The 24988-nt window shown below is 59.2% G+C and carries 22 protein-coding genes; 15 read left to right on the top strand and 7 right to left on the bottom strand.

What is annotated here, in order from left to right:
- Positions 1 to 99: 99 nt before the first annotated feature.
- Entirely contained in the window at positions 100 to 510 is a 411-nt protein-coding gene (locus DXD48_RS00335; protein ID WP_117563529.1) for a peptide deformylase, read from the bottom strand.
- A 204-nt stretch (positions 511 to 714) separates the two neighbouring features.
- Here DXD48_RS00335 and DXD48_RS00330 point away from each other — a divergent pair, with 204 nt between their 5' ends.
- Both DXD48_RS00330 and DXD48_RS00325 read left to right on the top strand, forming a co-directional pair.
- Entirely contained in the window at positions 715 to 2130 is a 1416-nt protein-coding gene (locus DXD48_RS00330; RefSeq protein ID WP_117563528.1) for an MFS transporter, read from the top strand.
- Between the two features lie 152 nt (positions 2131 to 2282).
- Positions 2283 to 3122, top strand: a complete 840-nt coding sequence (locus DXD48_RS00325; RefSeq protein WP_117563527.1) for a hypothetical protein — start codon at positions 2283 to 2285, stop codon at positions 3120 to 3122.
- A 339-nt stretch (positions 3123 to 3461) separates the two neighbouring features.
- Here the strand turns inward: DXD48_RS00325 and pdxT are convergent, their stop codons facing one another.
- Positions 3462 to 4049: a pyridoxal 5'-phosphate synthase glutaminase subunit PdxT gene (gene pdxT / locus DXD48_RS00320; protein WP_117563526.1), complete on the bottom strand. Its 588-nt coding sequence runs from the start codon at positions 4047 to 4049 to the stop codon at positions 3462 to 3464.
- A 20-nt stretch (positions 4050 to 4069) separates the two neighbouring features.
- Positions 4070 to 4960 (bottom strand): pyridoxal 5'-phosphate synthase lyase subunit PdxS, encoded by an 891-nt coding sequence (gene pdxS / locus DXD48_RS00315; protein ID WP_117563525.1) that lies wholly within the window; start codon positions 4958 to 4960, stop codon positions 4070 to 4072.
- A 145-nt stretch (positions 4961 to 5105) separates the two neighbouring features.
- On the opposite strand from pdxS, the gene DXD48_RS00310 reads away from it, so the two are divergent.
- Positions 5106 to 6545 carry a PLP-dependent aminotransferase family protein gene (locus tag DXD48_RS00310; RefSeq protein WP_117563524.1) on the top strand — a complete coding sequence of 480 codons (1440 nt, stop codon included), beginning with the start codon at positions 5106 to 5108 and terminating at the stop codon, positions 6543 to 6545.
- A 565-nt stretch (positions 6546 to 7110) separates the two neighbouring features.
- A complete protein-coding gene (locus tag DXD48_RS00305) occupies positions 7111 to 7968 on the top strand; it encodes a hypothetical protein (protein ID WP_124786405.1) in 858 nt (285 codons plus the stop codon).
- A gap of 242 nt (positions 7969 to 8210) precedes the next feature.
- Here the strand turns inward: DXD48_RS00305 and DXD48_RS00300 are convergent, their stop codons facing one another.
- On the bottom strand, positions 8211 to 8774 hold the full coding sequence (locus tag DXD48_RS00300; RefSeq protein WP_070097113.1) for a ferritin family protein: 564 nt from the start codon (positions 8772 to 8774) through the stop codon (positions 8211 to 8213).
- Positions 8775 to 9027: 253 nt separating this feature from the next.
- Here DXD48_RS00300 and DXD48_RS00295 point away from each other — a divergent pair, with 253 nt between their 5' ends.
- From DXD48_RS00295 to DXD48_RS00260, 8 genes are all read left to right on the top strand, one after another.
- On the top strand, positions 9028 to 10248 hold the full coding sequence (locus DXD48_RS00295) for an iron-containing alcohol dehydrogenase (RefSeq protein WP_117563523.1): 1221 nt from the start codon (positions 9028 to 9030) through the stop codon (positions 10246 to 10248).
- Between the two features lie 8 nt (positions 10249 to 10256).
- Positions 10257 to 11636 carry an aldehyde dehydrogenase gene (locus tag DXD48_RS00290; protein ID WP_117563522.1) on the top strand — a complete coding sequence of 460 codons (1380 nt, stop codon included), beginning with the start codon at positions 10257 to 10259 and terminating at the stop codon, positions 11634 to 11636.
- 264 nt (positions 11637 to 11900) lie between these two features.
- Positions 11901 to 12080 (top strand): hypothetical protein, encoded by a 180-nt coding sequence (locus DXD48_RS00285; RefSeq protein WP_117563521.1) that lies wholly within the window; start codon positions 11901 to 11903, stop codon positions 12078 to 12080.
- A gap of 51 nt (positions 12081 to 12131) precedes the next feature.
- Positions 12132 to 12692: a metallophosphoesterase gene (locus DXD48_RS00280; RefSeq protein ID WP_117563520.1), complete on the top strand. Its 561-nt coding sequence runs from the start codon at positions 12132 to 12134 to the stop codon at positions 12690 to 12692.
- 73 nt (positions 12693 to 12765) lie between these two features.
- Positions 12766 to 13602, top strand: coding sequence for a PRD domain-containing protein (locus DXD48_RS00275; RefSeq protein ID WP_158548887.1), 837 nt, complete (start codon positions 12766 to 12768; stop codon positions 13600 to 13602).
- Between the two features lie 340 nt (positions 13603 to 13942).
- Positions 13943 to 15391, top strand: a complete 1449-nt coding sequence (locus DXD48_RS00270) for a PTS transporter subunit EIIC (RefSeq protein WP_117563518.1) — start codon at positions 13943 to 13945, stop codon at positions 15389 to 15391.
- Positions 15392 to 15468: 77 nt separating this feature from the next.
- Positions 15469 to 16233 carry a ChbG/HpnK family deacetylase gene (locus DXD48_RS00265; protein WP_117563517.1) on the top strand — a complete coding sequence of 255 codons (765 nt, stop codon included), beginning with the start codon at positions 15469 to 15471 and terminating at the stop codon, positions 16231 to 16233.
- A 139-nt stretch (positions 16234 to 16372) separates the two neighbouring features.
- Positions 16373 to 18130: a DUF2130 domain-containing protein gene (locus DXD48_RS00260; protein ID WP_117563516.1), complete on the top strand. Its 1758-nt coding sequence runs from the start codon at positions 16373 to 16375 to the stop codon at positions 18128 to 18130.
- Between the two features lie 80 nt (positions 18131 to 18210).
- Here DXD48_RS00260 and DXD48_RS00255 read toward each other — a convergent pair whose 3' ends face one another.
- From DXD48_RS00255 to DXD48_RS00245, 3 genes are all read right to left on the bottom strand, one after another.
- Positions 18211 to 20892 (bottom strand): RNA helicase, encoded by a 2682-nt coding sequence (locus tag DXD48_RS00255; protein WP_117563515.1) that lies wholly within the window; start codon positions 20890 to 20892, stop codon positions 18211 to 18213.
- A gap of 232 nt (positions 20893 to 21124) precedes the next feature.
- On the bottom strand, positions 21125 to 22039 hold the full coding sequence (locus DXD48_RS00250) for a tRNA (guanosine(46)-N(7))-methyltransferase TrmB (RefSeq protein ID WP_233514948.1): 915 nt from the start codon (positions 22037 to 22039) through the stop codon (positions 21125 to 21127).
- 118 nt (positions 22040 to 22157) lie between these two features.
- Positions 22158 to 23030: a hypothetical protein gene (locus tag DXD48_RS00245; RefSeq protein WP_117563514.1), complete on the bottom strand. Its 873-nt coding sequence runs from the start codon at positions 23028 to 23030 to the stop codon at positions 22158 to 22160.
- Between the two features lie 267 nt (positions 23031 to 23297).
- Here DXD48_RS00245 and DXD48_RS00240 point away from each other — a divergent pair, with 267 nt between their 5' ends.
- From DXD48_RS00240 to DXD48_RS00230, 3 genes are all read left to right on the top strand, one after another.
- A complete protein-coding gene (locus DXD48_RS00240; protein WP_117563513.1) occupies positions 23298 to 23621 on the top strand; it encodes a helix-turn-helix domain-containing protein in 324 nt (107 codons plus the stop codon).
- A gap of 108 nt (positions 23622 to 23729) precedes the next feature.
- Positions 23730 to 24011: a hypothetical protein gene (locus DXD48_RS00235; RefSeq protein ID WP_117563512.1), complete on the top strand. Its 282-nt coding sequence runs from the start codon at positions 23730 to 23732 to the stop codon at positions 24009 to 24011.
- Positions 24008 to 24907: a DUF4097 family beta strand repeat-containing protein gene (locus DXD48_RS00230; RefSeq protein ID WP_117563511.1), complete on the top strand. Its 900-nt coding sequence runs from the start codon at positions 24008 to 24010 to the stop codon at positions 24905 to 24907. The genes DXD48_RS00235 and DXD48_RS00230 overlap by 4 nt, the downstream gene beginning before the upstream one ends.
- Positions 24908 to 24988: the final 81 nt, after the last annotated feature.

Genomic DNA, 24988 nt, shown 5'->3' with positions numbered 1-24988 from the left:
CGCGACCAGAAGGTCAGCGCCCTCTCATTTCACGTCACCTTGGCGCAAATGCGGCTCGCTCGCTGTCGTGTGCTCAACCTGCATCGTTACCCTGGCTGTCTAAATAACAATCCCGTTGCAGTGGTCGATTTCGTGTTGGATGATCTCGGCGGTGTAGCCCGAGAAGTTTTTGATGCGGTGGACGAAATTCTCGTCCAAATACTCAACCTTAATGCGGCGATAGCGAGTACAGGGGCGCTCGCCGGAAAGCGAGAGACATCCTTCGCTCGTCTGATAGGAATTGACCTGCTCAAGAATTTGAGGGTTGTACATCAGCAGCGCCCTGTTGCCGTCCTTTACGCAGATGATGCGTTTGCGCACGCCAATCATGTTGGCGGCAAGGCCCACGCACTCGTGCTCATGCTCATGGAGCGTATCCAGGAGGTCCTGCCCGGTCACGGCGTCATCGGGGCCCGCGTCTTCGGAAGGCAGGCGCAAAAAGAACTCGGATTTCATGATGGGCTTAATCATGGCGGGCTCCTCATGTCTCATGCTTTCGTGGACTTTTAATAATAGCGCGGAAGGAAAGCTGCGCGTTCGCGTTACAATCTTTCGACGTTGGACCATGTTGCCAGACTCGTCGCGTGCGGCGTCTGGCGTAAGTCTAGGGCTCATCCTCGCCCTGGACTGTTCCTCTGGGGCGATACGACTGTCGTTCCAAGAGGAAGGAAATGCATGGGGAGCAAATCTCAGCAACAAGTTCAAGTAGCGCCATCGGCCACTTCGGCGTTTCTCGCCGTAATGTATATCGCGGCCTTTGTTGCCGCGTTTAACGAGAACATCATTAACGTGGCGTTGCACGACATCATGGCGGCCTTTTCGGTGAGTGCCATCACGGCGCAGTGGCTTGTTTCGGGCTACATGATCGTGACGTCGATCTTTACGGCCATCATGGCCTTTCTTTCCGGTCGCTTCTCGACGCGCAAGCTGCTGTTTTTCGCATGTGGATGCCTGGTCGCCGGAGAAGTCCTGTGCCTGGTCGCCCCAACGTTTACTGTCTTGCTGCCAAGTCGTATTTTGCAGGCTGCGGGATCGGGCATCTTGTTCCCGCTCATGATGAACGTGGTGCTGTCTTGCGCCCCGCGCGAGAAGCTCGGTCTGTATCTGAGCCTGGGCGGTGCCTGCATTACGCTAGGGCCGGCATTTGGTCCCGTGATCAGCGGTCTTATGTGCACGTTGTTTGGCTGGAGGGCGGTGTTCGTAGTGCCGCTGGTGGGCGGTGTCGTGGTCGCCGCGGCGGCAGCAAAGCTCGTTCGGAATGTTGGAGAGCGCTCGAACACTACGCTTGATATTCTGTCGGTTGCTTTGCTAGCGGCCGGAATCACGGCGTTTGTATATTCCGTAGGCGAGTTCTCGACCAATGTGATGACCGGTATCGTGACGCTTTTCGCCGCTGTGGTGCTGCTTGGCCTGTTTGCGGTCCGCCAGCTCAAGCTCGAACATCCGGTGCTCAACGTGCGCCCCATGGCGAGCGTTCGTTTTTGGCCTGCGTGCCTGCTTGTGGTGGTGTCGATGATGACGACGTTCTCGATGAGCGTTTTGCTGCCGCTCTATTTTGAGGGCGCATACGGCATGACTGCTCTTGTTGCGGGCCTGCTCATTTTGCCGGCGATTGCCTGCAACGCCGTGACCTCGATTGTGGGCGGACGCGTGATGGACGCCCGTGGCGCATGGCCGCTGCTGCCGGTCGGCTTTGCCCTGATTGCCGTGGGGCAGACTGCCATTTCGATGACGGCGGCAAGCATGAACATCGGCGTCGTCGTGGCACTGACCATTGTGGTGTATGCTGGCGTCGGTTTAGTGCTGAGCCCCTCGCAGACGGCCGGCTTGGAGACGCTGCCTGCCGCTGAGCATCCTCACGGAACGGCATTGCTCAACACGTGGAACATGATTGCCGCGTCGCTGGGTCCATCGCTGTTTATCGGTCTGCTTTCGAGTTCTGCGGCGGTTGCCGGCGCCACTGGCGTTGCGGCGGACGTTGCCCAGGCGATCGGATTTGCGGCTGCCGTGCGCGTGGCGGCCGTGATTGCCGTGGTTGGGTTCGCGGTGTCGCTGGTGTACGCCCGCCGCGAGTCGCACATGTCGCATTAATGTGTGCACATAGATTCTGCAGCTAGATTGGCGGGCGACACCATAAACTAATGGACGTTTTGCCGAGAGGCATGATTGTTTAAAGCGCAAAGAGTGCGCGACGGGCCCCGCGAATGGGGCGATGATGCCCGAGAGGGCCAAGAAGGAGTCTCATGTCCGAGAACGAAGAGATCATGAACGAGACCGAGAACGAGACCATGGCTGCCGAGGTCGAGGCAGTCGAGACCGTGGAGACCGAAGCTGCTGAGGTTGAGGCTGCTGACGAGGTTTCCGCCGAGGAGGCCGAGGTTGTCGAGGCCGCCGCTGATTACGATGACGAAGAGCTGATGGACAAGATGCAGAAGGCCGCCCGCCTGCTGCGCAGCCGTCGCTTTGCTATTTCCAAGGAGGAGGAGGCCAAGGCCGAGCGCATGGCGAACATCGAGCGCGCCATCAAGCTTCTTGACCTCAAGCCCAAGATGGAGCAGAAGGAAATGTCCGACCTGCTGGGCATGCGCCTTCGTGAGCTCGATGGCCTGATGGCCGAGGCCGAGGCTGCCGATCTGGTCGGCCGCATCGACGACGCCGAGGGCGATATGCGCAAGATCGTTGTCTTCGCTGCCGAGGATGCCGCTGAGGGCCTGACCGAGCTTGCCAACAAGAAGGAGAAGCTCCTGCCCGAGCTTTCTTACGAGGAGGCCACCGAGCTGATGGCCGCTCTCGATAAGGTTATCGCTCCGCTCGTCGCCATGGGCCTGGACGAGGACCGCGGTCCTCGCGGCGGCCGTGACGAGCGCGGTGGGCGTGGCGGCGACCGTGGCGGTCGCGGCGGCTTTGGCGACCGTGGCGGCGACCGTGGCGGTCGCGGCGGCTTTGGTGGCAACCGTGGTGGCTATGGCGATCGCGGTGGCAACCGTGGTGGCTTCGGCGGCAACCGTGGCAACGACCGCGGCGGTCGCGGTGGCGACCGTGGCGGCCGCAACGGTGGCGGCTTCCGCGGCAACCGTTTCTAATTAGTTACGGCGTTTTACCAAACGCCGTAACCACTTGACGCTGCAAACCCGCCAGAGCGGCAATCTGCCTTTCAACTTCGGCGGCATGACCAGAAGGTCAATGCCGCCTTGTTTCAAGGCACCTTGCTCGCTCTGGCGGGTTTTCGCTGTCGGTACCAAGACATCGGCGTTGCCTTAATCCAAGCCTGCCAAAAAGTAGTCATTGGGGACGTTCTTAAACGACTACATAGCATGAGAGTGGATAATCTCCCGGTTTGGGCCTGTGTTCGAGCTCAAAGTGGGAGATTATCCACTCTCATTTGTTGTGTGTGCGAAAATCCACGCTCGTTTCTATTCCGCCTACATTTGTAGGAACAGTTCGTGGAGGCGGGTGTCTTTATCGAGTTCGGGGTGGAAGGTTACGCCGAGCTGGTTGCCCTCGCGGGCGGCGACGATGCGGCCATCGACCTCTGCCAAGGCCTTGGCGTCGCCGTGGACCTCGACGATGCGGGGCGCGCGGATAAACGTCAGCGGCACTTCACCGTCGATGCCGTCTACCTGTCCCTTGGTGCGAAAGCTGCCGAGCTGCCTGCCGTAGGCATTGCGCTCGACAAGTACATCCATGGTTGCCAAACGCGGCGTGCCCTTATCGTCATGGGCGGCAAGGTCGTGAGCCAGCAGAATCAGGCCGGCGCAGGTGCCCAGGACGGGCATGCCTTTGGCGATGCGGGCACGAAGCTGCTCGAGCATGCCCAGCTCATCAAGCAGCTTCCCTTGAACGGTGGACTCGCCGCCGGGGAGGACCAGGCGGTCAAAGCTCTGCTTCAAATCAGCCGCCTGCCTCAGCTCAATATAACGTGCGCCCAGCTCGGACAGCCTCGCCTCGTGCTCGGTAAAAGCACCTTGGACCGCCAGCACGGCGACCGTCTGGTCTGCGTAATCGCTCATGTGCGATCCTTTCTGCTGGACTAGCGTCCGCGCTCCTCCATGATGATCTCGATCTCGTCGGCGTTGATGCCCACCATAGCCTCGCCCAGGTCCTCCGAAAGCTCAGCGATGAGTTTGGCGTCGGTGAAGTTGGCCACGGCCTTAACGATGGCGGCGGCGCGCTTGGCGGGGTCGCCGCTCTTAAAGATACCCGAGCCGACAAAGACGCCCTCAGCACCCAGCTGCATCATCAGCGCGGCGTCGGCGGGGGTCGCTATGCCGCCGGCGGCAAAGTTCACGACGGGAAGCTTGCCTGTGGCATGGACCTCGCGGACCAGCTCAACCGGAACCTGCAGTTGCTTGGCTGCCTCAAAGAGCTCGTCGTCGCGCAGAGCGACAACGTCGCGGATCTGCTTTTGGATTTTGCGCATGTGGCGCACAGCCTGGACGACGTCGCCCGTGCCCGGCTCGCCCTTGGTGCGAATCATCGTGGCGCCCTCGGCAACACGGCGTAACGCCTCGCCCAGGTCGCGGGCACCGCAGACAAACGGCACGTCAAACTGGGTCTTGTCGATGTGGTAGACATCGTCGGCAGGGGAGAGGACCTCGGACTCATCGATGTAATCGATTTCGATGGCCTGCAGGATCTGCGCCTCGACAATGTGGCCGATGCGGCACTTGGCCATAACGGGGATGGAGACGGCTTCCTGGATGCCCTTAATCATCTTGGGATCGCTCATGCGCGAGACGCCACCCGCGGCACGGATGTCGGCCGGGATGCGCTCAAGCGCCATGACGGCGCAAGCACCCGCCTCTTCGGCGATGCGTGCCTGCTCGGGCGTGGTGACGTCCATGATGACGCCGCCCTTGAGCATCTGCGCGAGCTCGCGGTTGAGTTTAACGCGATCGGCCTTGCTGGTCTGTTCTGCCATGGTTGCTCCCTTGGTTGGCATGTGTATTGCTTGACGGAACATCCTATCGGGGAGCTGGGTATGGCGAAATACTCAGTTTTCGAGATAATAGCAAGGTCAGACTAATGCCAGATTGAATGACTCGATAAGGTCAGGTGACAAACTCATGCTTGACTATAATTTGGAAAACCGCGGCGAAGCATCGCTCTATGAGTATGTTTACCAGCAAATTCGAGATGATATTGTAGCTGGACGTATTGCGGCGGGGGAGCATCTTCCGTCTAAGCGCGCCTTTGCCAGTCATCTGGGAATTAGTGTCATTACAATCGAAAATGCATATAGCCAGTTGCTTGCCGAGGGTTATATTTGCTCAAAGCCGCGCTGTGGTTACTACGCGTGCGAGCTTCCCGATGCACCGGTTTTGGCTTCGGCTGCGGAGGGCATCGACCGAGATGACGCCTCCGTGGGCCCCAGCGCGCATGATGTCAACGGACAGGTCGAGCGATTCGATGCGCTTTCTCCTTCCGCCTTGGAGGCGGCGCGGCTTTGGCAAAGTGCGCTACGGGCGACGCTGACGTCCGAAGACGAACGTGAAATCTTTTCGCCCGCACCGGCGCAGGGCACCGCTCGACTGCGACGTGCGATTGCGCGCCATCTGCGCGGGACAAGGGGCATGAATGTCAATCCCGACAATATCGTTATCGGTGCGGGCGCCCAGCTGCTCGATACCATGTTGGTTCAGTTGCTTGGCGCGGACAAGGTGTATGCCGTCGAGGATCCAGGCTATTTGCGCTTGACGCGCATCTATCAGGCCATGGGTTGCGAAGTGCGGCATGTCCCGTTGGATGCTGAGGGCGTGGACTTGAGCGCGCTGCAGAAAACCGGGACCGATGTCCTTCACCTGATGCCGTCTCATCAGTATCCGACCGGTCTTGTGACGAGCATTGCACGTCGCTATGCGTTGCTGAGCTGGGCCGCCGAGCGGCCAGGTCGGTATCTCATCGAAGACGACTTTGATTGTGAGTTTCGCCTTGCCGGCAAGCCGATTCCCGCGCTCGCGTCGATCGATGCCGCCCAGTCGGTTATCTACACCAACACGTTTTCGAAGAGCCTTTCATCGGCGTTACGTTTGGCGTACATGGTGCTGCCCGATGAACTAATGGAGAGGTTTAAACGCAACCTTGGTTTCTACGCCTCGTCGGTAAGTTCTGTTGATCAGGTTGCCTTGGCGCGTTTGCTGGAATCGGGTGATTACGAGCGACATGTGAACCGCGTGCGCGTTCGTGCTCGTGGGGCGCGTGATGGCCTGGCGGCGCTTGTACGGAAAACGTTTCCGGCAGGGGAAGTCTCGATCGAGTACGCGGACGCCGGCCTTTACTGCGTCGTGGCCGTGGAGTGTGACGCGGGCGGAAGCTCTTTTGCACGGGCCCTCACGCGCTCGAGCATCCCTTTTATCGATATCGGTGACTGTTTTTGGTGTGCCGATGGCGCATCTGTCCCTGAAAACTCAACTCAAATTCTTGTTCAGTATGACGATCTGAGTCCAAAAGTACTAACTACCTTGGAATTGCAGCTAATGGGGGGGGGCACTCTGCAACCTAAGTGAGTAGACTTTTAGCACTTTGGCGACCAGGCAGTTTTGTAACAAGCTATCTACCTGCGGTTTTGAAAAGCAGGATGACCGGCCTGCTCGGGATGTTCAAAAAAGTCTACTCACTTGCCGCGCAAAGCTCCTGCATGAGAAAAAATGGGGTTTTCAACAGGGCTTCGTCCAGCTCTCGGCAAGCTTTTGGCCAGTTGGGGAGGGCTGTTGAAAACTTGGCAGTCCGTTCGGCGCCATTTTTGGTGCGTTCGCGCCAATGCGTGACTGACTGGGTTGAAATTCGTGTTTTCCTGTGCCTATGAAGGATCTACTTTGTGACATATCAGCTTTTAGGTACTGGCGTTTGCCTCCTCAAGTCCGCGCTTTGTGTCCGCCGCTTCCACGACCGGAAGAAGACCGGCAGCGATATGATCTCGCCCGCAACCCGACGGCTGCGGTCGCGCTCGGTTTTCCGTTGTATACATTGGTTCGGTCGAGAAACAAACGGACTTGTCCTGCCAGCATTAGGCAGCGGCTGTTTCTTGGTGAGCTTCCCAGGGAATCCGTGCTGGGAACGGAGCATGGGGTTTTGATTACGTCTCCTCTACTGACGGCATTCATCATGTTGCGGCATCTGACGGATCTTCAGCTTCTTTTGGTATTGGCGGAGATGTGTGGCTTGTTTGCGGTGTGTGCCCTGCCGGCGGCACTTGAGGCGGAGCTTTCGCGTGCAATTGATTCGGGCGCGATTTCGACAACGTTCGGTTGGGTGCGCTGCCCGTCCGAGGACGGCACCGCCTCAAATTTATGGCGTCGAGACGCTTTGGTTTTGGGCGGAGACCTTGACCGTTTTTGTTCAGATGTTTGCGGGATGCGTTACGGCAATAGATTTATAGCGGTATCGCAACTCGTTCCATTGGGCGCCGCGTCGCCTTTTGAGGTCGAGGCGTATTTGCTACTTGCACTGCCGCGATCCCTGGGAGGCGAAGGTTTTTGCGGCATAGAGCTTAATGTTGAAGTGATGCTAAGCACAAGTGCTCGAGCGATTGTGGGAAAGTCCCGTGTATATATCGACCTACTTCTTTCTTCGCCGGACGGCAGGCGACAGGTGGCCATTGAATGTCAGGGAAAGGCCTCGCACGGACGCGCAGGGGATGGCTTGCGTGACGCTGACCGCATGACGGCCCTTCAGGCCATGGGCTACGATGTACTTCTCCTGACACACAGACAGATATCCGATGAGGATAGATTCCGCGCGATCGTTAAGGCCATATGCAGGATGCTCGATGCTGAATATCGTGATAAAAGCTCAGATGAGCAAAGGGCTGAGACATTACTCCGGTCTGAACTATTCGTTGACTGGACAAAATTGGGAGTAATCGACGGAAAGATGCCCGTTAGACGCAAAACAGCTCGATCGTGGACGGCTGCGGTTCTAAGTGAGTAGGCTTTTGGCACTTTGGCGACCAGGCCGTTTTGAAACAAGTCATTTACCTGCGACTTTATAAAGCAATACGGATGGTCTGCTCGGCAAGTTTCGAAAAGTCTACTCACTTAGTTTTTGACGAGAGACCGATGCCGAAGATAGCTCTATTTCAGGGCGTTAACGAGTCCTCGAGACACAAAAAGGCCCGAACCAATACGGTCCGGGCCTTCTTCGAGCTAGAGGTTATGTCTCAGGCAGTTGGCTTAGCCAAAGTAGCGCTTGAGCAGGCCAGCGAAAGCCTTGCCGTGGCGGGCCTCGTCGCGAGCCATCTCGTGCACGGTGTCGTGGATGGCATCGAGGCCAGCGGCCTTGGCGCGCTTGGCAAGATCGGTCTTGCCGGCGGTGGCGCCATTCTCGGCCTCAACGCGCATCTCGAGGTTCTTCTTGGTGGAATCGGTCACGACCTCGCCCAGGAGCTCGGCGAACTTGGCGGCATGCTCGGCCTCCTCGTGGGCAGCCTTCTCCCAGTACAGGCCGATCTCGGGATAACCCTCGCGATGAGCAACGCGAGCCATGGCCAGGTACATACCGACCTCGGAGCACTCGCCCTCAAAGTTGGCGCGCAGATCGGCAACGATGTCCTCGGAGACGCCCTCCATCTTGGCGACGCCCACGACGTGCTCGGCAGCCCACTCGAGCTGGCCCTCCTCCTGCTTCAGGAAGCGAGAGCCGGGAACGCCGCACTGGGGGCACTTGAAATCCTCGGGCAGCTGGTCGCCGTCGAACTCTTCCACATAACCGCAAACGGGGCAAACAAACTTCATGATTCGATCCTTTCGATCGATGGCGATGGTGCGCTCGTCCGGTCCCGTAAGGGCCCTCTCCGGACGTGCGTCTTGACGAGTTCTATTATCCATAAATGAGACCGAATGTGAAGCCTATTAGGAATGATTTTTAATAAAACAATTTAAGCATGTGTAGATGTTGATTGATTAACGATTGCTAGACCTCGTGCGACCTCCGATGAGTACAATCGGTCGAGCAAATGTTGACCAATCAACAAATGAAGGAGCTTCCTTTATGCATCTAGCCCGCCGCGCCTGGTGCCGAACGTATCAAACGGTTTTTCGCATCGCATTGCCGGTGCTGCCCTATACCGAGCCACGCATTTTAGAGCACGCTGAGGAAGTGCCCGCAGTGCTTCAAAAGCGTTCAATACACCATGTTCTTATCGTGACAGATCCCGGCATTGCCCGTCTGGGGCTCACGGCACCGCTCGAGACAGCGCTCGCGTCCAAGGGAATTAGCGCTGCGGTCTATGCCGAAACATGTGCGAACCCCACGGTCTCAAACGTGGAGGAAGCGGCATCTCTGTATCGAGAGAGCGCCTGCCAGGCCATTATCGGCTTTGGCGGCGGTTCGGCCATGGACTGCGCCAAGGGCGTGGGCGCGCGCATCGCGCAGCCAAAGAAGCCCATCAACAAGATGCGCGGCCTGTTGCGTATCCATCGTCGCCTGCCGCTGCTCATCGCCGTTCCCACCACGGCGGGCACGGGAAGCGAGGTCACGCTTGCAGCGGTAATTACCGACGACGAGACGCACTACAAGTATCCCATTAACGACTTTGTGCTGATCCCGCGCTTTGCGGTGCACGACCCCGAGTTTACGCGCGGCCTGCCCGCCTCCATTACGGGGCAAACGGGCATGGACGCCCTGACACATGCCGTCGAGGCCTTTATCGGGCGCAGCACCACGCCCTATACGCGCAAGATGGCGCGCCAGGCGGTGCAGCTCATCCACGACAATTTGCTCGAGGCCTATGAGTGCGGTGGCAACATGCGTGCGCGCCGCAATATGCTTTCGGCGGCGTATAAAGCGGGCGTTGCCTTTACGCGCTCTTATGTTGGATACGTCCATGCCATCGCGCACAGCCTGGGCGGGCGTTACGGGATTCCCCACGGCTTGGCCAACGCCATCATCCTGCCGCACATGCTTCGCGCCTATGGCGAAGCTGCTGCTCCCAAGCTCGCCGATCTCGCCCGCATGGCCGGCATTGCGCCGGCTAATGCGCTGGACAACGTGGCTGCTGAGGCCTTTATCGATTGGGTCGACCGCATGAACGCCGCCTTGGGCATACCCAAATATGTGACGGGCATTCGCCGCTCCGACATTCCTGAGATGGCGGCGCATGCCGATGCCGAGGCCAATCCCCTGTACCCCGTTCCGCTTTTAATGGACCGTTTGGAGCTCGAGCATATGTACGAGGTCGTTGCGGGTGGTATGTTTGAAGACGAGAACTAGGAGGGCCCATGAACACCGAGGAAATCGCGCGCATCGTTGCCGATCAGCGCGCCTATTTTAAGACGCACGCCACGTTTGATGTCGATGCTCGACGTCGTGCGCTCGTGAGTTTACGCGATGCGGTACGGGCCCACGAGGCCGATATTGCCCATGCGCTCAAGACCGATTTGGGCAAGTCGCATGACGAGGCCTATATGTGCGAGATTGGCACGTCGCTTTCCGAGATTCGTTATCAGATCGCTCATGTGGCTCGATGGAGTCGTCCGCGCCTGCGTCCGTGCGACCTTGCCAATGCCGTGAGTGTGTGCAAGACGCAAGCCGTGCCCTATGGCGTCACGCTCATCATGGCTCCGTGGAACTACCCGTTTTTGCTAACACTCGAGCCACTCGCCGGCGTCCTTGCCGCGGGCAATACTGTGGTCATCAAGCCGAGCGCCTATGCTCCGGCATCGAGCGCGGTGCTCAAGCAAATCTGTGAAGAGGCATTTGATCCGCGCTTGGTGACGGTTGTCGAGGGCGGGCGCGCCGAGAACGAAGCGCTGCTCGATGAGTGCTGGGACAAGATCTTCTTTACCGGTAGCGTTCCGGTCGGCAAGCTCGTCATGGAGCGCGCAAGTAAAAACCTTACGCCCGTGACGCTTGAGCTGGGCGGAAAGAGTCCCTGCGTCGTGGATGCGACGGCAAACTTGAAGGTCGCGGCGCGGCGTATCGCCTTTGGTAAATGGCTCAACGTGGGGCAGACCTGCGTGGCGCCCGACTACCTGCTGGTCGATGCGCGCGTGCACGACGAGCTGCTGGGTCTCATCAAGGAGGAAGTCCGCCGTATGTTTGGCGAGCATCCGCTCGACAACGAGGATTACGGCCATATCGTCAACGCCAAACATTTTGTGCGCGTACGCGGGCTGATCGATCCCGATAAGGTTGTGCTGGGAGGTACCGCGCGCGAGGTTTCGCTCAGGATCGAGCCGACGATTTTGGATGGCGTGTCCCCCGATGACGCCGTGATGCAGGAGGAAATCTTCGGCCCCATCTTGCCAGTGCTGACGTTTGAGAGCTTAGACGAGGCCGAGACGTTTATTACTGATCGTCCGACGCCGCTGGCCCTGTATATCTTTAGTCAGGATCGCGCGGTTCAGCAGCGCTTTGTGCGTTACGTGCCCTTTGGCGGCGGCTGCGTCAACGACACGATTATGCACTTGGCTACGAGCCATATGGGCTTTGGCGGCATGGGTGCGAGCGGTATGGGTCAGTATCATGGACGCGAGAGCTTCGATACGTTCAGCCACAGGAAGAGCATCGTGAACAAGGCAACCTGGCTGGACGTGCCATTCCGCTATGCTCCTTACGCAAGCTGGAAGCACAAGTTCGTGCGCATGTTTGTGCATTAGAATCAGATGACATAGGGGCAAACAAAGTGGCCGCCCCCGCGTAAGCGAAGACGGCCACTTCTCACGATGAAAACGTGTATCGGAGTTGGCAAGACCCGCTGCCACGGGTGCCATCCGTGTTCCCATCTTATCTGCAAGCGTTCCGTTGCGCAAGCGTTGCGGCAAACGATTGAAAGACGCAGACAGGATGAATTTGTGTCCGCACGGGCCCGTAGACTTCTCAACTACGTTGTGGATGCTCGCTAATCGGTAATGGAGGCGCACGTGTTTGATGACGATGACCTGTTCGATCTGACAGACGATCCGTTTGAGTGGGATATGCTACTCGATGACGATGAGTTGGAGCAGGACCGTAAGAAGCGGCAGGGCAAGAAGACGCGGGATGACGCTTCGAAAAAGCAGGACAAGCGTCGCCGAGGTCTGTTCGGCGGGCTCTTTGGGTGACTGTCTCATCGCCGCGTCTGTATACTAAACAGGTCTTATACGCGTTGCGAAATGAGGACAGAGACGATGATGTGGTTTACCGCCGACCTGCACCTGGGCGATACGAATATCTTGCACGACATGGATCGACCGTTTGATTCGGTCGAGGAGATGAACCGCAAGGTCATCGATGCCATCAATGAGTGCGTGGCTGTGGACGACCGCCTCTATATCTTGGGAGACTTTACCTATCGTTTGCCCCTGGCGGAGGCGGTGCGCCTGCGCGAGCGCATCGAATGTCAGAACGTAACGCTCATCCGCGGTAACCATGACGGCGACTGGGAAGATCCAGACGCGCCGCACATTTGGGATGAGGTGCGCGATTATCTGGAGGTCGCCCCCGGTTACGCGAAGGGCCATCGCCTGGTAATGAGCCATTACCCCATGCTCAGCTGGAACGGCAAGGCGCGTGGCGCCATCATGTTGCACGGGCATATCCACAGCAGGGGAGACCGCACCAACGCGCGCAACCGCGATCGCGAGCGCCCGGTTCTGCGCTACGACGTTGGCCTCGATGCCAACAACTACAAGCCCGTAAGCCGTGACCAAATCCTAGGCTTCTTTGGACTGTAGCTGTAAGTGCAGGTAGAATGAACGCGCCGCGCGGATGGTCTGTGCGGCGCGTTTCAGTAGGAGCGATGAATCCATGAGGGCTATCCAGCGCATTAACCATAACGCTGCCATCTGCGAAGACGGCGCGGGGCGTCAGCTTATCGCGCTGGGTCGCGGTATCGGCTTTGGCGATATGCCGCATGAGGTCGACCTGGATGTCATCACGCGTACCTTTTACGGCATTGATTCAAAGTACCTGGCGTTTATTGATGAGGTCGACCCCGAGGTGCTGGAGTTTTCTGCTCAGCTGGCTGATATCGCAACCGGACAGCTTTCGTACGAATTGAGCCCTAACCTCCCCATTACACTGGCGGACCATATCCAGTTTGCCATTAAGCGCGCCCGCGAACACATGGTGGTGTCGTTGCCGCTCGAGCGCGATCTGGAGCAGCTGCATCCCATCGAATACCGCTTGGGCGAGCTGGCTGTTCGCGGCATCCAGAAAAGCTTCCGTGTGCGTATGCCCCGAAGCGAGGCCGCGGGCATTGCCATGTCGATTGTCAACGCATCGGTTAAGCCGAGCGAGCGGCGCGTGCTTGCCGAGCAGCACGAGGAGCGACTGCTCGATATGACGGTCGCGATTATTCAAGAAGAGTTGGGTGTGACGGTCGATCGCTCGTCGTTCGCCTTTGCCCGCTTTGCCACTCATGTGCGCTATCTGCTCGACCGCGTGGCAAAGAAAGAGCCGATCGATACCGAGAACTCCGGTCTTTACGACGTGCTCGTGGAGCAGTATCCGGCGGCATCGCGTTGCGCTCACCGTGTCGACGATCTGATTCAAGAGACCTTTGGCGAGCCATTGGCCCAAGAGGAGCTCGTCTATCTGATCATGCATGTGAATCGCGTGGCTTCTGTCCACTCGGATAAATAGGCTCTCTGGTATTTCCTTTCCGTCATGGCGACCGTTCGCGGGTCGTTTGCTACCGTTCGTCGGTAATCTGAGCCGCAACGAACGCATCTGCCGCATATACTCGCCGTGTGTTGGGTGTTACTCACGGCGCAGCTCCGAGAGGCACTACCGATTCTGCCGAGACCATAATTGGGTCTCTGTCGGTTGTGCGCGGGGCTTTTTTCATGTCGATCCACCCGGGAATCACATGCAAATCAATCTCTTGCCAACTGGTATCGCGCGCTGCGCAGGCGCGAGCGGAATCGTGCGTCTTGGTGCCGTGAAGTCCCACGGCCTTTAGTTGGAAGAGAAGGGATTCGACATGGCTGTCGATAACAAGAAGATTGCCGAGGACGTGCTCGCTGCCGTCGGCGGCGCCTCCAATGTGACGAACGCGACGCACTGCATGACCCGCTTGCGTCTGAACCTCAAAGATCAGTCCATTCCCAATGATAATGAAGTTAAGAAGATCAAGGGTGTGCTGGGCGCACAGTGGTCTGGCGGCCAGTATCAGGTCATCATTGGCCAGAACGTGCCGAAGGTCTATGACGCCGCCATTGCGCTGGGCGTCAAGGGCGAAGGCTCCATTGACGAGAACCTCGATGACGGCACCAAGGAGCCACTGACGGTCAAGACTGCGGGCAAGAAGGCCCTTAACTACCTGTCCAAGACAATGTGCATGACGATCCCCATTATCATGGGCGCCGCCATGTTCCGCACACTTGCCGTACTTTGCGGCGACGGCATGCTCGGTATCTGGTCTGCCGATTCTGACATCTACAACTTCTTCTACAACTGGATTTACAACGCCGGCTATTATTTCCTCCCTGTCTATCTGGGTTGGGCTGCCGCAAAGCAGCTCGGCTGCAGCCAGCCGCTCGGCATGATGCTCGGCGGCGTGCTCATTGCCCCCGAGTTCATGACGTTGGTCAACGCCGCTGCGGATTCTGGTGCTACGACCACGATGGTTTACGGCGTGCTCCCGGCTCAGCTGAACAACTATTCTGCGACCGTGCTCCCCATGCTGCTGTCTATGCCGGTGCTGATGGTCGTCGAGAAGTTCATGAAGAAGATCATCCCCGACATGCTCTCCACGGTGTTTGTGCCCGTGTGCACCATGGCTGTGATGACCCCCGTTTCCCTGTGCGCCCTAGCTCCGATTGGTTCCATTCTGGGCGACCTGGTCGGCAACTTTATGTTCGGCCTCGGAAACGCTGGCGGCATCGTCACAATCCTCTCCCTCGTCGCCATTGCCGCGCTTTGGGAGTTCCTGGTTATGACCGGTATGCACCAGGTTCTGATTGCCCTCGGCATTGTGCAGGTGCTCACCTCAGGGTCTGACTCCTGCGTTATGGTCGCGGGTGCTATCGCTCAGTTCGCCACGTGGGGCATGGCCTTCGGTGCCTTCCTGCGCCTTAAGGAGGTCGACGAAAAGGGCGCTATGCTTGGTTTCTCGCTCTCCGGCATTGTCGGTGGCGTGACGGAGCCCGCGCTGTATGGCTGCGGCTTTAAGTATACTCGCTGCCTGGGTGCCATGGTCGCGGGCGGCGCTATCGGCGGCCTGATCGCGGCTCTCACTAATGTGACCACGTATGTTTTGGGCGCAACTAATATCCTTGGTATTACAGGTTATGTTGCAGGCGGAACTGCTAATCTCGTATGGGGCTGCGTTGCATCGGGCACTGCATTTGTTGCCGCCGCTGCCATCGCCTACTTCTTTGGCTTTACCAAGGAGCAGCTCGACGAAGACGCTGCTGCCGCCAAAGCCTAAAGCATCCGTTCGGTAGGACAATTATCTGGGGCACTTGGCTGCGCTTCAAGTGTCCCTTTCCGTAGATGGGGGTCAATATGAAGCAATTGCTCATTCGTGCCGATGATATCGGTTATTCGTATGCCGTTAACCTGGGGATTGCCCGCAGTATCAATGAGGGCCTGGTGCGCTCGGCGGGACTTATGCCCAATATGCCCGAGGCCGAGCGTGGCTGGTCGCTCGTGGCGGATGCCGGCATTGCGGTGGGTCAGCATACCAACGTGTGCCTGGGCAAGCCGTGTGCCGACCCGGCGCTCATTCCGAGCATGCTCAACGAGAATGATGAGTTCCATAGCAGCCGTACCTTCCGCGATCATTTTAAGCGCGGCGAGGAGTTGATAGACTTCGACGAGGCCTGCATCGAGATCCGCGCGCAGCATGACCGCTTTGTCGAGATCGTGGGCCGCGAGCCCGATTACTTTGAGGCCCATGCCGTCATGAGCAAAAACCTTAACCGAGCGATCTCGGCGGTTGCTCAGGAGCTGGGCCTTAAGGAGCAAAAGGCGAGCTTCGACCCCGCGGCTGTGGTGCATTGCGGAGATACTGATCTGCGCATGGTGATGCGCTCGATGGAGCCGGGCTACGAGCCCAAAGAGGCAATCATGCAGACGGTTCGCGGGATGGTGGACGGCGAGACGGTCGTCTTTGTGTGCCATCCGGGTTATCTCGATCGTTTTATCCTGGAGAACAGCTCGCTCACGACCGATCGTACCAAGGAAGTCGATGCACTGATCGACCCCGAGCTTCGCGCTTGGCTCGAGTCTCAATCCGATCTTCGCCTGATCGACTACCGCGACCTGTAAGGACCCAAGTCACCACAAAGGGGACAGTCGCCTTTGTGGTGGTTCTGGCGCCGTTGCCATTATGGCAGCGGCGCCTTTTTTGTCCGTGCGGCGCGGTAGAGTGTAGGCGGTTGAAATTTGCGTCCATCGAGGAGCTGCTATGAACGAGATCAAGTGCCCGCATTGTGGCGAAGTTTTTAAGGTCGATGCGTCCGGCTATGCGGATATCGTCAAGCAGGTGCGCGATGCCGAGTTCTCGCGCGACCTGGATGAGCGCGTGAAGGCGGTCCAGCGCGAGGGCGAGCAGGCACTGGAGCTTGAGCGCTCGCGCTCGACGGCTGCTTTGCAAAAGGCAGAGTCTCAGCGCGACGCTCAGCTTGTCGAGCAGAAGAACGCTGCAGCTCAGCAGCTGGCACAAGAGGTTGCCAAGCGCGACGCTGAGCTTGCCGAGCTGCGCGCCAAGCTCGAAGGCGCTGCCGCAGAGCGCGAGAGTGCAAGTCAGCGCGCGGCGGTTGAGGCTCGTTCCGATGCTCAAAAGGAGAATGCCGAGCTTCAGCGCGAGATCGACAATTTACGTGCGCAGTTGGAGCGCAAAGATGATGAAGCCAGGCTTGCCGAGGCGGCGGCACGCAATGCTGCTCAAAACGACCTGTCCGCGCGCGACGCTCAGATTGCCGAGCTGCAGGCCAGGATCGCCGCGGCGGACAAGGCCCAGGAGATGGCGCTTGCCGCTGCCGCGGCAGAGTCGCAGCGTGAGCTCGATGCCGCTCGCAGCGAGGCCGAGCGCGCGCTTACTGACTATCGCGCGAAGGTGCAAGAGAAGTTTTCCGCCGCAAAGGCTCAGTCCGAGCAAGAGGCCGAGGGCCTGCGTGCCCAGCTGCGCGAGCAGGAACTGATGGCAAAAATGAACCTGTCAGAGGCGGTCGCCGCGGCGGAGCGAGAGCGCGATGAGGCACGTGCCAAACTGACGAGCGAGCTGGCGGTGCGCGATTCTCGCGAGGAGCAAGCCAAGGCGGCACACGAGCTCGAGCTTGCGCAGGCCAAGCGCGCGAGCGATGACCTGATTCGCTACAAGGATGAAGAGATTGAGCGCCTTAAGGACATGAAGGTTCGCCTGTCCACCAAGATGGTGGGCGAGTCGCTCGAGCAGCACTGCGAGACCGAGTTTAACCGTCTGCGCATGACGGCGTTTCCCAATGCGTACTTCGAGAAAGATAACGATGCATCCGAGGGCACCAAGGGAGACTTCATTTTCCGTGAGCGCGACGCGAGCGGCAACGAGGTCATTTCGATTATGTTCGAGATGAAAAACGAGAACGACGAGACCGCGACCAAGCATAAAAACGAGGACTTCTTTAAGAAACTCGATCACGATCGTCGCCAGAAAGGCTGTGAGTACGCGGTGCTCTGCACGCTGCTCGAGCCCGAGAGCGAGCTTTACAACGCGGGAATCGTGGACGTGAGCTATCGCTACGAGAAGATGTATGTGATCCGCCCGCAGTTCTTCATTCCCATCATTACGCTGCTACGCAATGCCGCCATGGGTTCGCTTCGCTATAAGCAGGAGCTGGCGGAGTACAAGCAGCAGAATATCGATGTCACGAACTTCGAAGCCAAGATGGAGAAGTTCAAGAACGATTTCGGCCGCAACTACGAGATCGCGAGCCGCAAGTTCCAAACGGCAATCGATGAGATCGACAAGACGATTAGCCATCTGCAGAAAACCAAGGAGGCGTTGCTGTCCTCCGAGAACAATCTGCGCCTTGCCAACAAGAAAGCCGACGATCTTACCATTCGCAAGCTCACGTGGGGCAACAAGACCATGAAAGCAGCGTTTGACGAGGCGCGCGGGGCCGCGACAGAGACGAACGATGAGCCAGCCGAGGCGGATTCGTATGAGGTCGAGGATGCCGAGTAGGGGATAGCGTATCGCGCAAAAAGCGGGGCCGCTGGCGATGTTGCCAGCGACCCCGCTTTGTTTCGTCCCATTGCGCCCGGCTAGTCCTCGAGCAGGTCCTCGATAAAGCCGACACGGTAGTTCTTGAAGATTACCTCGCCGCCGTCTTGCGTGGCGTCCAGATCGACATCGCCCATGATGCCAAAATCGTGGTCGCCATCCTCGTCAGCAAAGATCTGGTGCACGTGCCATACGTGCGCGGTCTTCTCGTCGGACTCGTCGATGGAAAACATCGCGGCGCTGCGGGCATCTCCGTCGGTGAGGATTTCCTCGTGCTGCTCGTGGTAAGCGTCGAGTGCTTTTTGCCAGCGGATCTCGCTCATGCCCCAGTCGTCGTCGAGCTCGCCCAGGTCGCGAACGTGCTCGCGGGCGGCAAGGGTCACGCGGCGGAAGAGCGCGTTGCGCACCAACAGCGTGCAGCCGCGGCGGTCCGCCACGACCTCGTCGATGCCCTGCGGCGGCGCAGCATCGAGGGCTGCCGGGTTGCCGGCGTTCTCCCACTCGTCCACCAGGCTCGAGTCCACCGAGCGCACCACAAAGCCGAGCCACGAGATAATGTCGCGCAGACGCTCGTCGCGCTTCTCGATGGGCACGGTGCGGTTGAGCGAACGGTAGGCCTCTGCCAGGTAACGCAGCAAAATGCCCTCGGAACGGGCGATGCCGAGCTTTTGAATGTAACCCTTAAAATCGCTCGCGCTTTCCAGCATATCGCGCAGGACGCTTTTGGGAGAGAGCTGGTAGTCGTTTGCCCAGGGCACTTCCTGGCAGTACTTGTCGAAGGCGGCGTCGAGCAAGTCCTCGAGCGGTTTTTCGTAGGTGACATCCTGGATGCGCTCCAGGCGTTCCTCATATTCGACGCCGTCAGCCTTCATTTCGGCCATCGCGCGGTCGCGCGCTGCGCGCTCCTGAGCGCGCAGCACCTGCTTGGGATCCTCGAGCGTTGCCTCGACCATCGAGATCAGGTCCATGGTATAGGTCTCGCTCTCGGGATCGAGCAGCTCCAACGCGGCAAGCAAAAACGGCGAGAGCGGCTGGTCGAGCGCAAAGTCCTCGGGCAGGTCGACCGTCAGTGCGTAGTCGATGTCCGGCGCGGCGTCAGCCGGAGCGTCGGGTGCGGGCGGCACCTCGGTGCGCACGACGACGCCGGAATCGATGAGCGTGGCGAAGATCTCGTCGGCACGAACCTCGAGCTTAGCCTTTTCCTCGGGGGTCTGCAGGCTCGTCTCGATGAGGTCGTGTACGCGGGCTCGGGCATCGCCACCCTGCTCGACCACGCCAATCACCATGGAGTGCGTGATGCGCAGGCGCGGCTTGAGTGTCTCGGGCTGCGTCTCGATCAGGCGCTCGAACGTCTGCTTGTTCCAGGTGACAAAGCCCTCGGGGGCCTTCTTCTTTTTAATCTTGCGGAGCTTTTTGGGGTCGTCGCCCGCCTTGGCCATAAGCTTGGCATTCTCGATCTCGTGCTCGGGTGCCTCGGCGATGACCATGCCCTCGGTATCGAAGCCCGAGCGGCCGGCACGACCGGCAATCTGATGGAACTCGCGGGCGCGCAGACGACGCATCTTATAGCCATCGAACTTGGTGAGCGCGGTGAGCACCACGGTGTGGATGGGCACGTTGATACCGACGCCGAGCGTATCGGTGCCGCAGATGACGGGTAGCAGGCCCTGCTGCGCCAAGCGCTCGACCAGCAGGCGGTAGCGCGGCAACATGCCAGCATGGTGCACGCCGACGCCGCATCCGAGCAAGCGCTTGAGGATTTTGCCGAAGGCCGTCGAGAAGCTCGTGCCCTTGGCCGCCTCCTTGATGGCCTCGCGCTGCTCCTTGTTGGCAATGCCAAAATTGGCGAGCGACTGTGCCGTCGCAAGTGCGGCATCCTGGCTAAAGTGCACGATATAGAGTGGGGCCTCGTCGCGGCGCATGGCGAGCTCGACCGTGCCCTCGAGGGAGGTCGTCACATAGTCGTAACTCAGCGGAACAGGACGCGGGGCGTCGACGACCAAGTCGCAAGCAGCGCCGGTGTGCTCCTCGAGTGAGGCGGCGATGGCAGTGACATCGCCGAGCGTGGCGCTCATGAGCATGAATTGCGTGTGAGGCAGGGTGAGCAGCGGCACCTGCCAGGCCCAACCGCGATCGGGGTCGGCAAAGTAGTGGAACTCGTCCATGGCGACGCAGCCAACATCGGCATCTTCGCCCTCGCGTAGTGCGTCGTTGGCGAGGATTTCTGCCGTACAGCAGATGACGGGCGCCTTGGTGTTGATATGCGTGTCGCCGGTGATCATACCGACGTTATCGCGGCCGAGCACCTGCACAAGGTCGAAAAACTTCTCGCTGACCAGAGCCTTGATGGGGGCCGTGTAATAGCAGCGTTTGCCCTGTGCCATGCCCATAAAGAGCATGCCCAGCGCGACAAGCGACTTGCCCGATCCGGTCGGCGTGCCCAGAATGACGTGATCGCCGGCGGCTAGATCCATGAGGGCCTCTTCCTGGTGGTCCCACAGCTCAATACCGCGATCGCTCGTCCATTCAAAGAAGCGCTCGAAGGCCTGGTCGGGCGTGAGCCACGGTTCGGGCTCGCTGCCGTCCTCGGGCTCCCACCAGGTGGGGGAGAGCGCACCGAGTGAGCCGAATTCGGCTTCGGTTCCCGTGCCGCCCGAGAATGAACTGGCGGCTCCGGCACCGGGGACGGTGCTGGCGGCGATATCTGTCGTGGTCTGTGCCATGTGTTTGCTTTCTCTCGCGATTGTCCGCCAACTATTATGGCGTAGCGTCGCATCGATGCGTTCGCAGGCAAGAAAATGCAGGAAATGGGCGTTCTGCCCAGCCGTTTAGTGTAGTCGCTAGCCAAGTGAGTAGACTTTTTGCGATATTGCGAGCACATGACTTTTGCGCAAGGGTTCTACCTGCGGTTTTATGTTTCGCTATGCGGGCTGTGCCTGGCTATTGCAAAAAAGTCTACTCACTTAGGTTTGAGGGCCGTTCGCTGGCGCCAATTTGCGCTTGTTTGCCGACGCCGCGACCATCAGAAGCCCCTAGGACTTGCGGCAGGCGCTTCTTGCCTTTGCGGGCGCGGTTTCTAAAGTTCTCGACGGCCTCTTCCATGCCCAGAGGTACATAGGTGAGCTCATCGAGGTTTTCGGGCAGGTAGCAGGCAAGGCTTTGCTCCTGCGCGCGGCCCGCCGCGAGCTGTTCATTGCTGGGCTGCGCGCCGGGTGTGGCGCAAATGCCATAGACGACGGCACCCATCTCGCGCGTGCGGCATTCGTACTCGGTCTCGGGATGCTCGGGATGGTCGCGGCGGACGTCGTCGCTTACCCAAAGCGTGTCGTAGCCGGCCGCGGCAAACTGCCCCAGGGCGTAGTCGCGCAATGGCTTACTGTCGGTTCGCAGTGTGACGGTGGCGCCGGCTGAAAAGAGCGGGCGGTAGAGCATCAGATGGTCGACATGGACGAGTCGTTTTTTGGCGTACTTGGCCTTGGGCTGCGGCGTGGGAAAGTTAATGGTAATGGCATCGAGCTCGCCTGCGGCAAACAGCTGCGGCAGCGATGCGGCGCCTCGGGGCAGGACGAGTGCGTTGGACAGCTCCTGCTCGCAGATTTTCTGTGCGGCATAGGCGATGCAGATGGGCTCCTGGTCCATACCGATAAAGAGGGTGTTTGGCTCGTGGGCCGCGCGCTCTACAAGGTACGTTCCCTTGCCACAGCCAAGATCCAGGTGAAGGTGTTCGAAGGGCTTGCTGCCAACTGGCGCGCAAGCCTCGCGCCAATCTCCGGCATAGGCCTCGGGGTTCGTCTCAATCGCATCGGCGTAGCGCTCCAGGCGCTCCTCGAGCACAAAGTTCTTAGGCGTGCGAACGTGGACGGCTCCCATGAGGCTCCTTGATCATGAGTATGGAACGCATGGCAGCACGTTCCATCAATGGGTTGAAAAGGGTGGGGCATAGCTTGCCCGAAAGTTGCGGTGCGGCTCGGCGGCAAGTCGCCGATGCCTACAGGCGCTTGAGAATCACGTAACGGTTGAGCTCGCCGCTGCGACCGTCGGCATGGAAGCGCTCAAGCTCGCGCACGGGGACCTCGCCGCTCTTGTAGAATGTGCGCACGCCGCGCACCAGGTCGGTGATCTGCTGATCGTCAAAGTGATGGCAATAGCGGTAGGCGTGGCGGTCGTTTTGCCAGCCAATGAGGTGGTCGCCGGCTTCAAACTGCGCGGAATCGTAACTTTCAAACGGCGGGGTGAGCTCGGCGCGGGCTTCGGCGCGAACGGCCTTGCGCGCCATGCGCTCGTCGTTCATAAACTCCCAAAAGCTGATGGCGATGATGCCGCCTGGGCGCGTCTGGCGCACCAGGGCGTCGAGCACGCGTACGCGGTACTCGCACGACGGCACGTGGTGCATAAAGCCAAAGCAGACCGAGATGTCGGCGAGCGGGGCGTCGAAAAGCACGTCGGGTGTCTCGGCGGGGTTGAGCTTCATGAGGGCATCGAGTACGTCGAGTTCCTGGAAGTGCAGGTTGGGAATGCGCAGGGCGTGACCGTGCGCATCGATAGCCAAATCCTGACACGAGTCAACACCATAGAACTCAAACGGGCAACTGGCGTCTGCCGAGGGGTTTGCGCCGTCGACGCCCTTGGCGGAAAGTGCGCCGCCGGCGGCAAAGTTCTCGAATCGCATGTTGCCGCAGGCAAGATCGAAGACGCGGACGGGATGCTCGATCGTGGCGACGTCGAGCTGCTCGAGCGCTATGTCCATGGTGCGTACCCAGCCGGGCCACGGTGCCTGGCGCGTATCGGAGAAGGAGGCGGAGTGCTCGCGATAGAACGTATTGTTGAGCTGAATGAGCGATGAGGCGAAATCGCGGTTCACGGCGCGGAACTCCCTCCGTTGGCGGTGCGGAATAAACAGTACGACCATACTACCGGTAACGCCGCAACGGGGACAACCGAGCTGCGGGTCATTGCTTTGTTTGGACACATTTCCGCAGCTCATATATGCCCGCAACCGCCGGTTGTCAAAAATCTCACTAGAATAGGTGGCATGCTTTTGGCGGTGGCGGATAGATTTTTAACTGTGCAAGGCGCCTTAAGAACAAAAACGGTCCGGCGGCACGGCTGGCATCGCATAGGAGGAACCATGAATGTAGAAACTGCGCAGCGGCTCGCCGACCTTCGTCGCAGCAAGGGTTTTAGCCAAGAAGGGCTGGCGCGAAAGCTGGGGCTGTCGCGCCAGGCGGTCAGTAAATGGGAGCGTGCGGAGAGCTCGCCCGATACCGAGAACCTGATCTCGCTCGCAAAACTCTATGGCGTGAGTTTGGATGAGCTCCTTAATCCGAGCGATGAGATCGAGGACGATATCGAGTTTGAGAACGAGGACCGCGCCCGTCAGCGCGAGGCCGAGGCAGCGGAGCGCGCCCGTACCCATGAGGCAGCGGCACGTGCTACCGAGGCGGCAACATAGGCGAGTGATGCCGCCGCCAAGGCGGCGCAAGCGGCAAGCTGGAGCGCGCAGGCCGCCAATGCCGCTACGGCGCAGGTGACGAGTGGCGGCGCAGCTGGCTCGACTCCGGTGAAAGGTCCGTTCCAGTCGTTTCCGTATTGGGCCGTGTGCTGGCTGCTGTTCTTTTTGCTGATGTTCCTGTTTGGTGGCTCCTTTGCCGCGCTGATCTTCTTTACAATCCCCATCTATCACTGGGTGGCGCGTGCGCTCGATGGCGATTGGGCACGCGGGGATATTCAGGTTGGTCCGGCGCCGGAGGCGGCTAAGGCTCAGGATGTTTCCGCTGCGGTTGATACTGACGTGGCTTCCTCGACCGCCGCTGAGCCGAGCGCCAAAGAAGGTGATGAATGATGAAGCTCTCGCATGAGTCCAAGGTCCGCCTGGGCGTCGGTATCGGAGCGTTCGTGCTCATCATCGGGCTTATCTTTGGCACTTCGCGGATATTGTTTCATTTTGATGGCCCGTGGGATCTCGGCGATATTGCATCCGGTTTGTCCGGTATGGACGATGTGGTTGACGGGGACGATTCTTTGGATGGCGGTAACTATTCCGCTCAGTCTCGGCAGCTTTCGAGCGAAACGTTTGATGCCGACTCATTCCAGTCCCTTGACCTGGATGTGACATCGGGTGAGGTTGAGATCAAGTGCGTTTCCGGCGGGCAGGTGCGTGTCATCGAGAGCAGTCGTGTTGCAAAGGGGGTAGCTACCTACGATGCTGCCACTCAGAATCTGGCCGAGGTTAAGGGTTCTGCGCTCAAGATTCGCCAGTTCGATTGCGATGACGAGCGCGCCATTGACCGCACGGTTACCGTCGAACTGCCGCGCGAAGTTGCCGATAACATGGTGGGCATTACAGCGAATGTAGGATCGGGCGATCTGACGGTCACGGACATTGCGTGTCATGACCTCAACTTGACTTTGGACTCGGGAGACATCGAGTTTGCGGGCACCGTAACCGACACCTTGGATGCCGAGGTCGGTTCGGGCGATGTGGCGTTCGAGCTCTACCAGGCCCCCGCGAAGTCGATGGACGTAAGCGTGGGCTCGGGCGATGTGGAGATATCGGTTCCGAACTCTACGGGCTTTAAGGCGAGCCTCACCGTGGGCAGCGGTGACTTTGAGAGCGATTTCCTTCCGCTTGGCTACGATGGCGAGACCATATTGAATGCTGAATTCGACAACGTTGACAAGTCTGCAACGTATCGTTTTAAGGTCGGTTCGGGCGACATGTCGTTCGAATCGGTGTGACATGCGGTTTTCGGAGATCGGTGCATATAGGCATGCTCTTTGATGGAGGCGCCGGGGCCGTGACTGGCTCCGGCGCCTTTG

It is taken from the genome of Collinsella sp. TM05-37 (assembly GCF_003436455.1).
In the GTDB taxonomy this organism is placed as follows: domain Bacteria; phylum Actinomycetota; class Coriobacteriia; order Coriobacteriales; family Coriobacteriaceae; genus Collinsella.
Note: the sequence above shows the minus strand (reverse complement) of the source record. Positions and strands in the feature narration are given on the sequence as shown.

Excerpts from the sequence above, each read along its gene's own strand:
- DXD48_RS00335 (WP_117563529.1), bottom strand. The coding sequence starts at position 510 with ATGATTAAGCCCATCATGAAATCCGAGTTCTTTTTGCGCCTGCCTTCC.
- DXD48_RS00330 (WP_117563528.1), top strand. The coding sequence starts at position 715 with ATGGGGAGCAAATCTCAGCAACAAGTTCAAGTAGCGCCATCGGCCACT.
- DXD48_RS00325 (WP_117563527.1), top strand. The coding sequence starts at position 2,283 with ATGTCCGAGAACGAAGAGATCATGAACGAGACCGAGAACGAGACCATG.
- pdxT (WP_117563526.1), bottom strand. The coding sequence starts at position 4,049 with ATGAGCGATTACGCAGACCAGACGGTCGCCGTGCTGGCGGTCCAAGGT.
- pdxS (WP_117563525.1), bottom strand. The coding sequence starts at position 4,960 with ATGGCAGAACAGACCAGCAAGGCCGATCGCGTTAAACTCAACCGCGAG.
- DXD48_RS00310 (WP_117563524.1), top strand. The coding sequence starts at position 5,106 with ATGCTTGACTATAATTTGGAAAACCGCGGCGAAGCATCGCTCTATGAG.
- DXD48_RS00295 (WP_117563523.1), top strand. The coding sequence starts at position 9,028 with ATGCATCTAGCCCGCCGCGCCTGGTGCCGAACGTATCAAACGGTTTTT.
- DXD48_RS00290 (WP_117563522.1), top strand. The coding sequence starts at position 10,257 with ATGAACACCGAGGAAATCGCGCGCATCGTTGCCGATCAGCGCGCCTAT.
- DXD48_RS00280 (WP_117563520.1), top strand. The coding sequence starts at position 12,132 with ATGAGGACAGAGACGATGATGTGGTTTACCGCCGACCTGCACCTGGGC.
- DXD48_RS00275 (WP_158548887.1), top strand. The coding sequence starts at position 12,766 with ATGAGGGCTATCCAGCGCATTAACCATAACGCTGCCATCTGCGAAGAC.
- DXD48_RS00270 (WP_117563518.1), top strand. The coding sequence starts at position 13,943 with ATGGCTGTCGATAACAAGAAGATTGCCGAGGACGTGCTCGCTGCCGTC.
- DXD48_RS00265 (WP_117563517.1), top strand. The coding sequence starts at position 15,469 with ATGAAGCAATTGCTCATTCGTGCCGATGATATCGGTTATTCGTATGCC.
- DXD48_RS00260 (WP_117563516.1), top strand. The coding sequence starts at position 16,373 with ATGAACGAGATCAAGTGCCCGCATTGTGGCGAAGTTTTTAAGGTCGAT.
- DXD48_RS00255 (WP_117563515.1), bottom strand. The coding sequence starts at position 20,892 with ATGGCACAGACCACGACAGATATCGCCGCCAGCACCGTCCCCGGTGCC.
- DXD48_RS00250 (WP_233514948.1), bottom strand. The coding sequence starts at position 22,039 with ATGGGAGCCGTCCACGTTCGCACGCCTAAGAACTTTGTGCTCGAGGAG.
- DXD48_RS00240 (WP_117563513.1), top strand. The coding sequence starts at position 23,298 with ATGAATGTAGAAACTGCGCAGCGGCTCGCCGACCTTCGTCGCAGCAAG.
- DXD48_RS00230 (WP_117563511.1), top strand. The coding sequence starts at position 24,008 with ATGATGAAGCTCTCGCATGAGTCCAAGGTCCGCCTGGGCGTCGGTATC.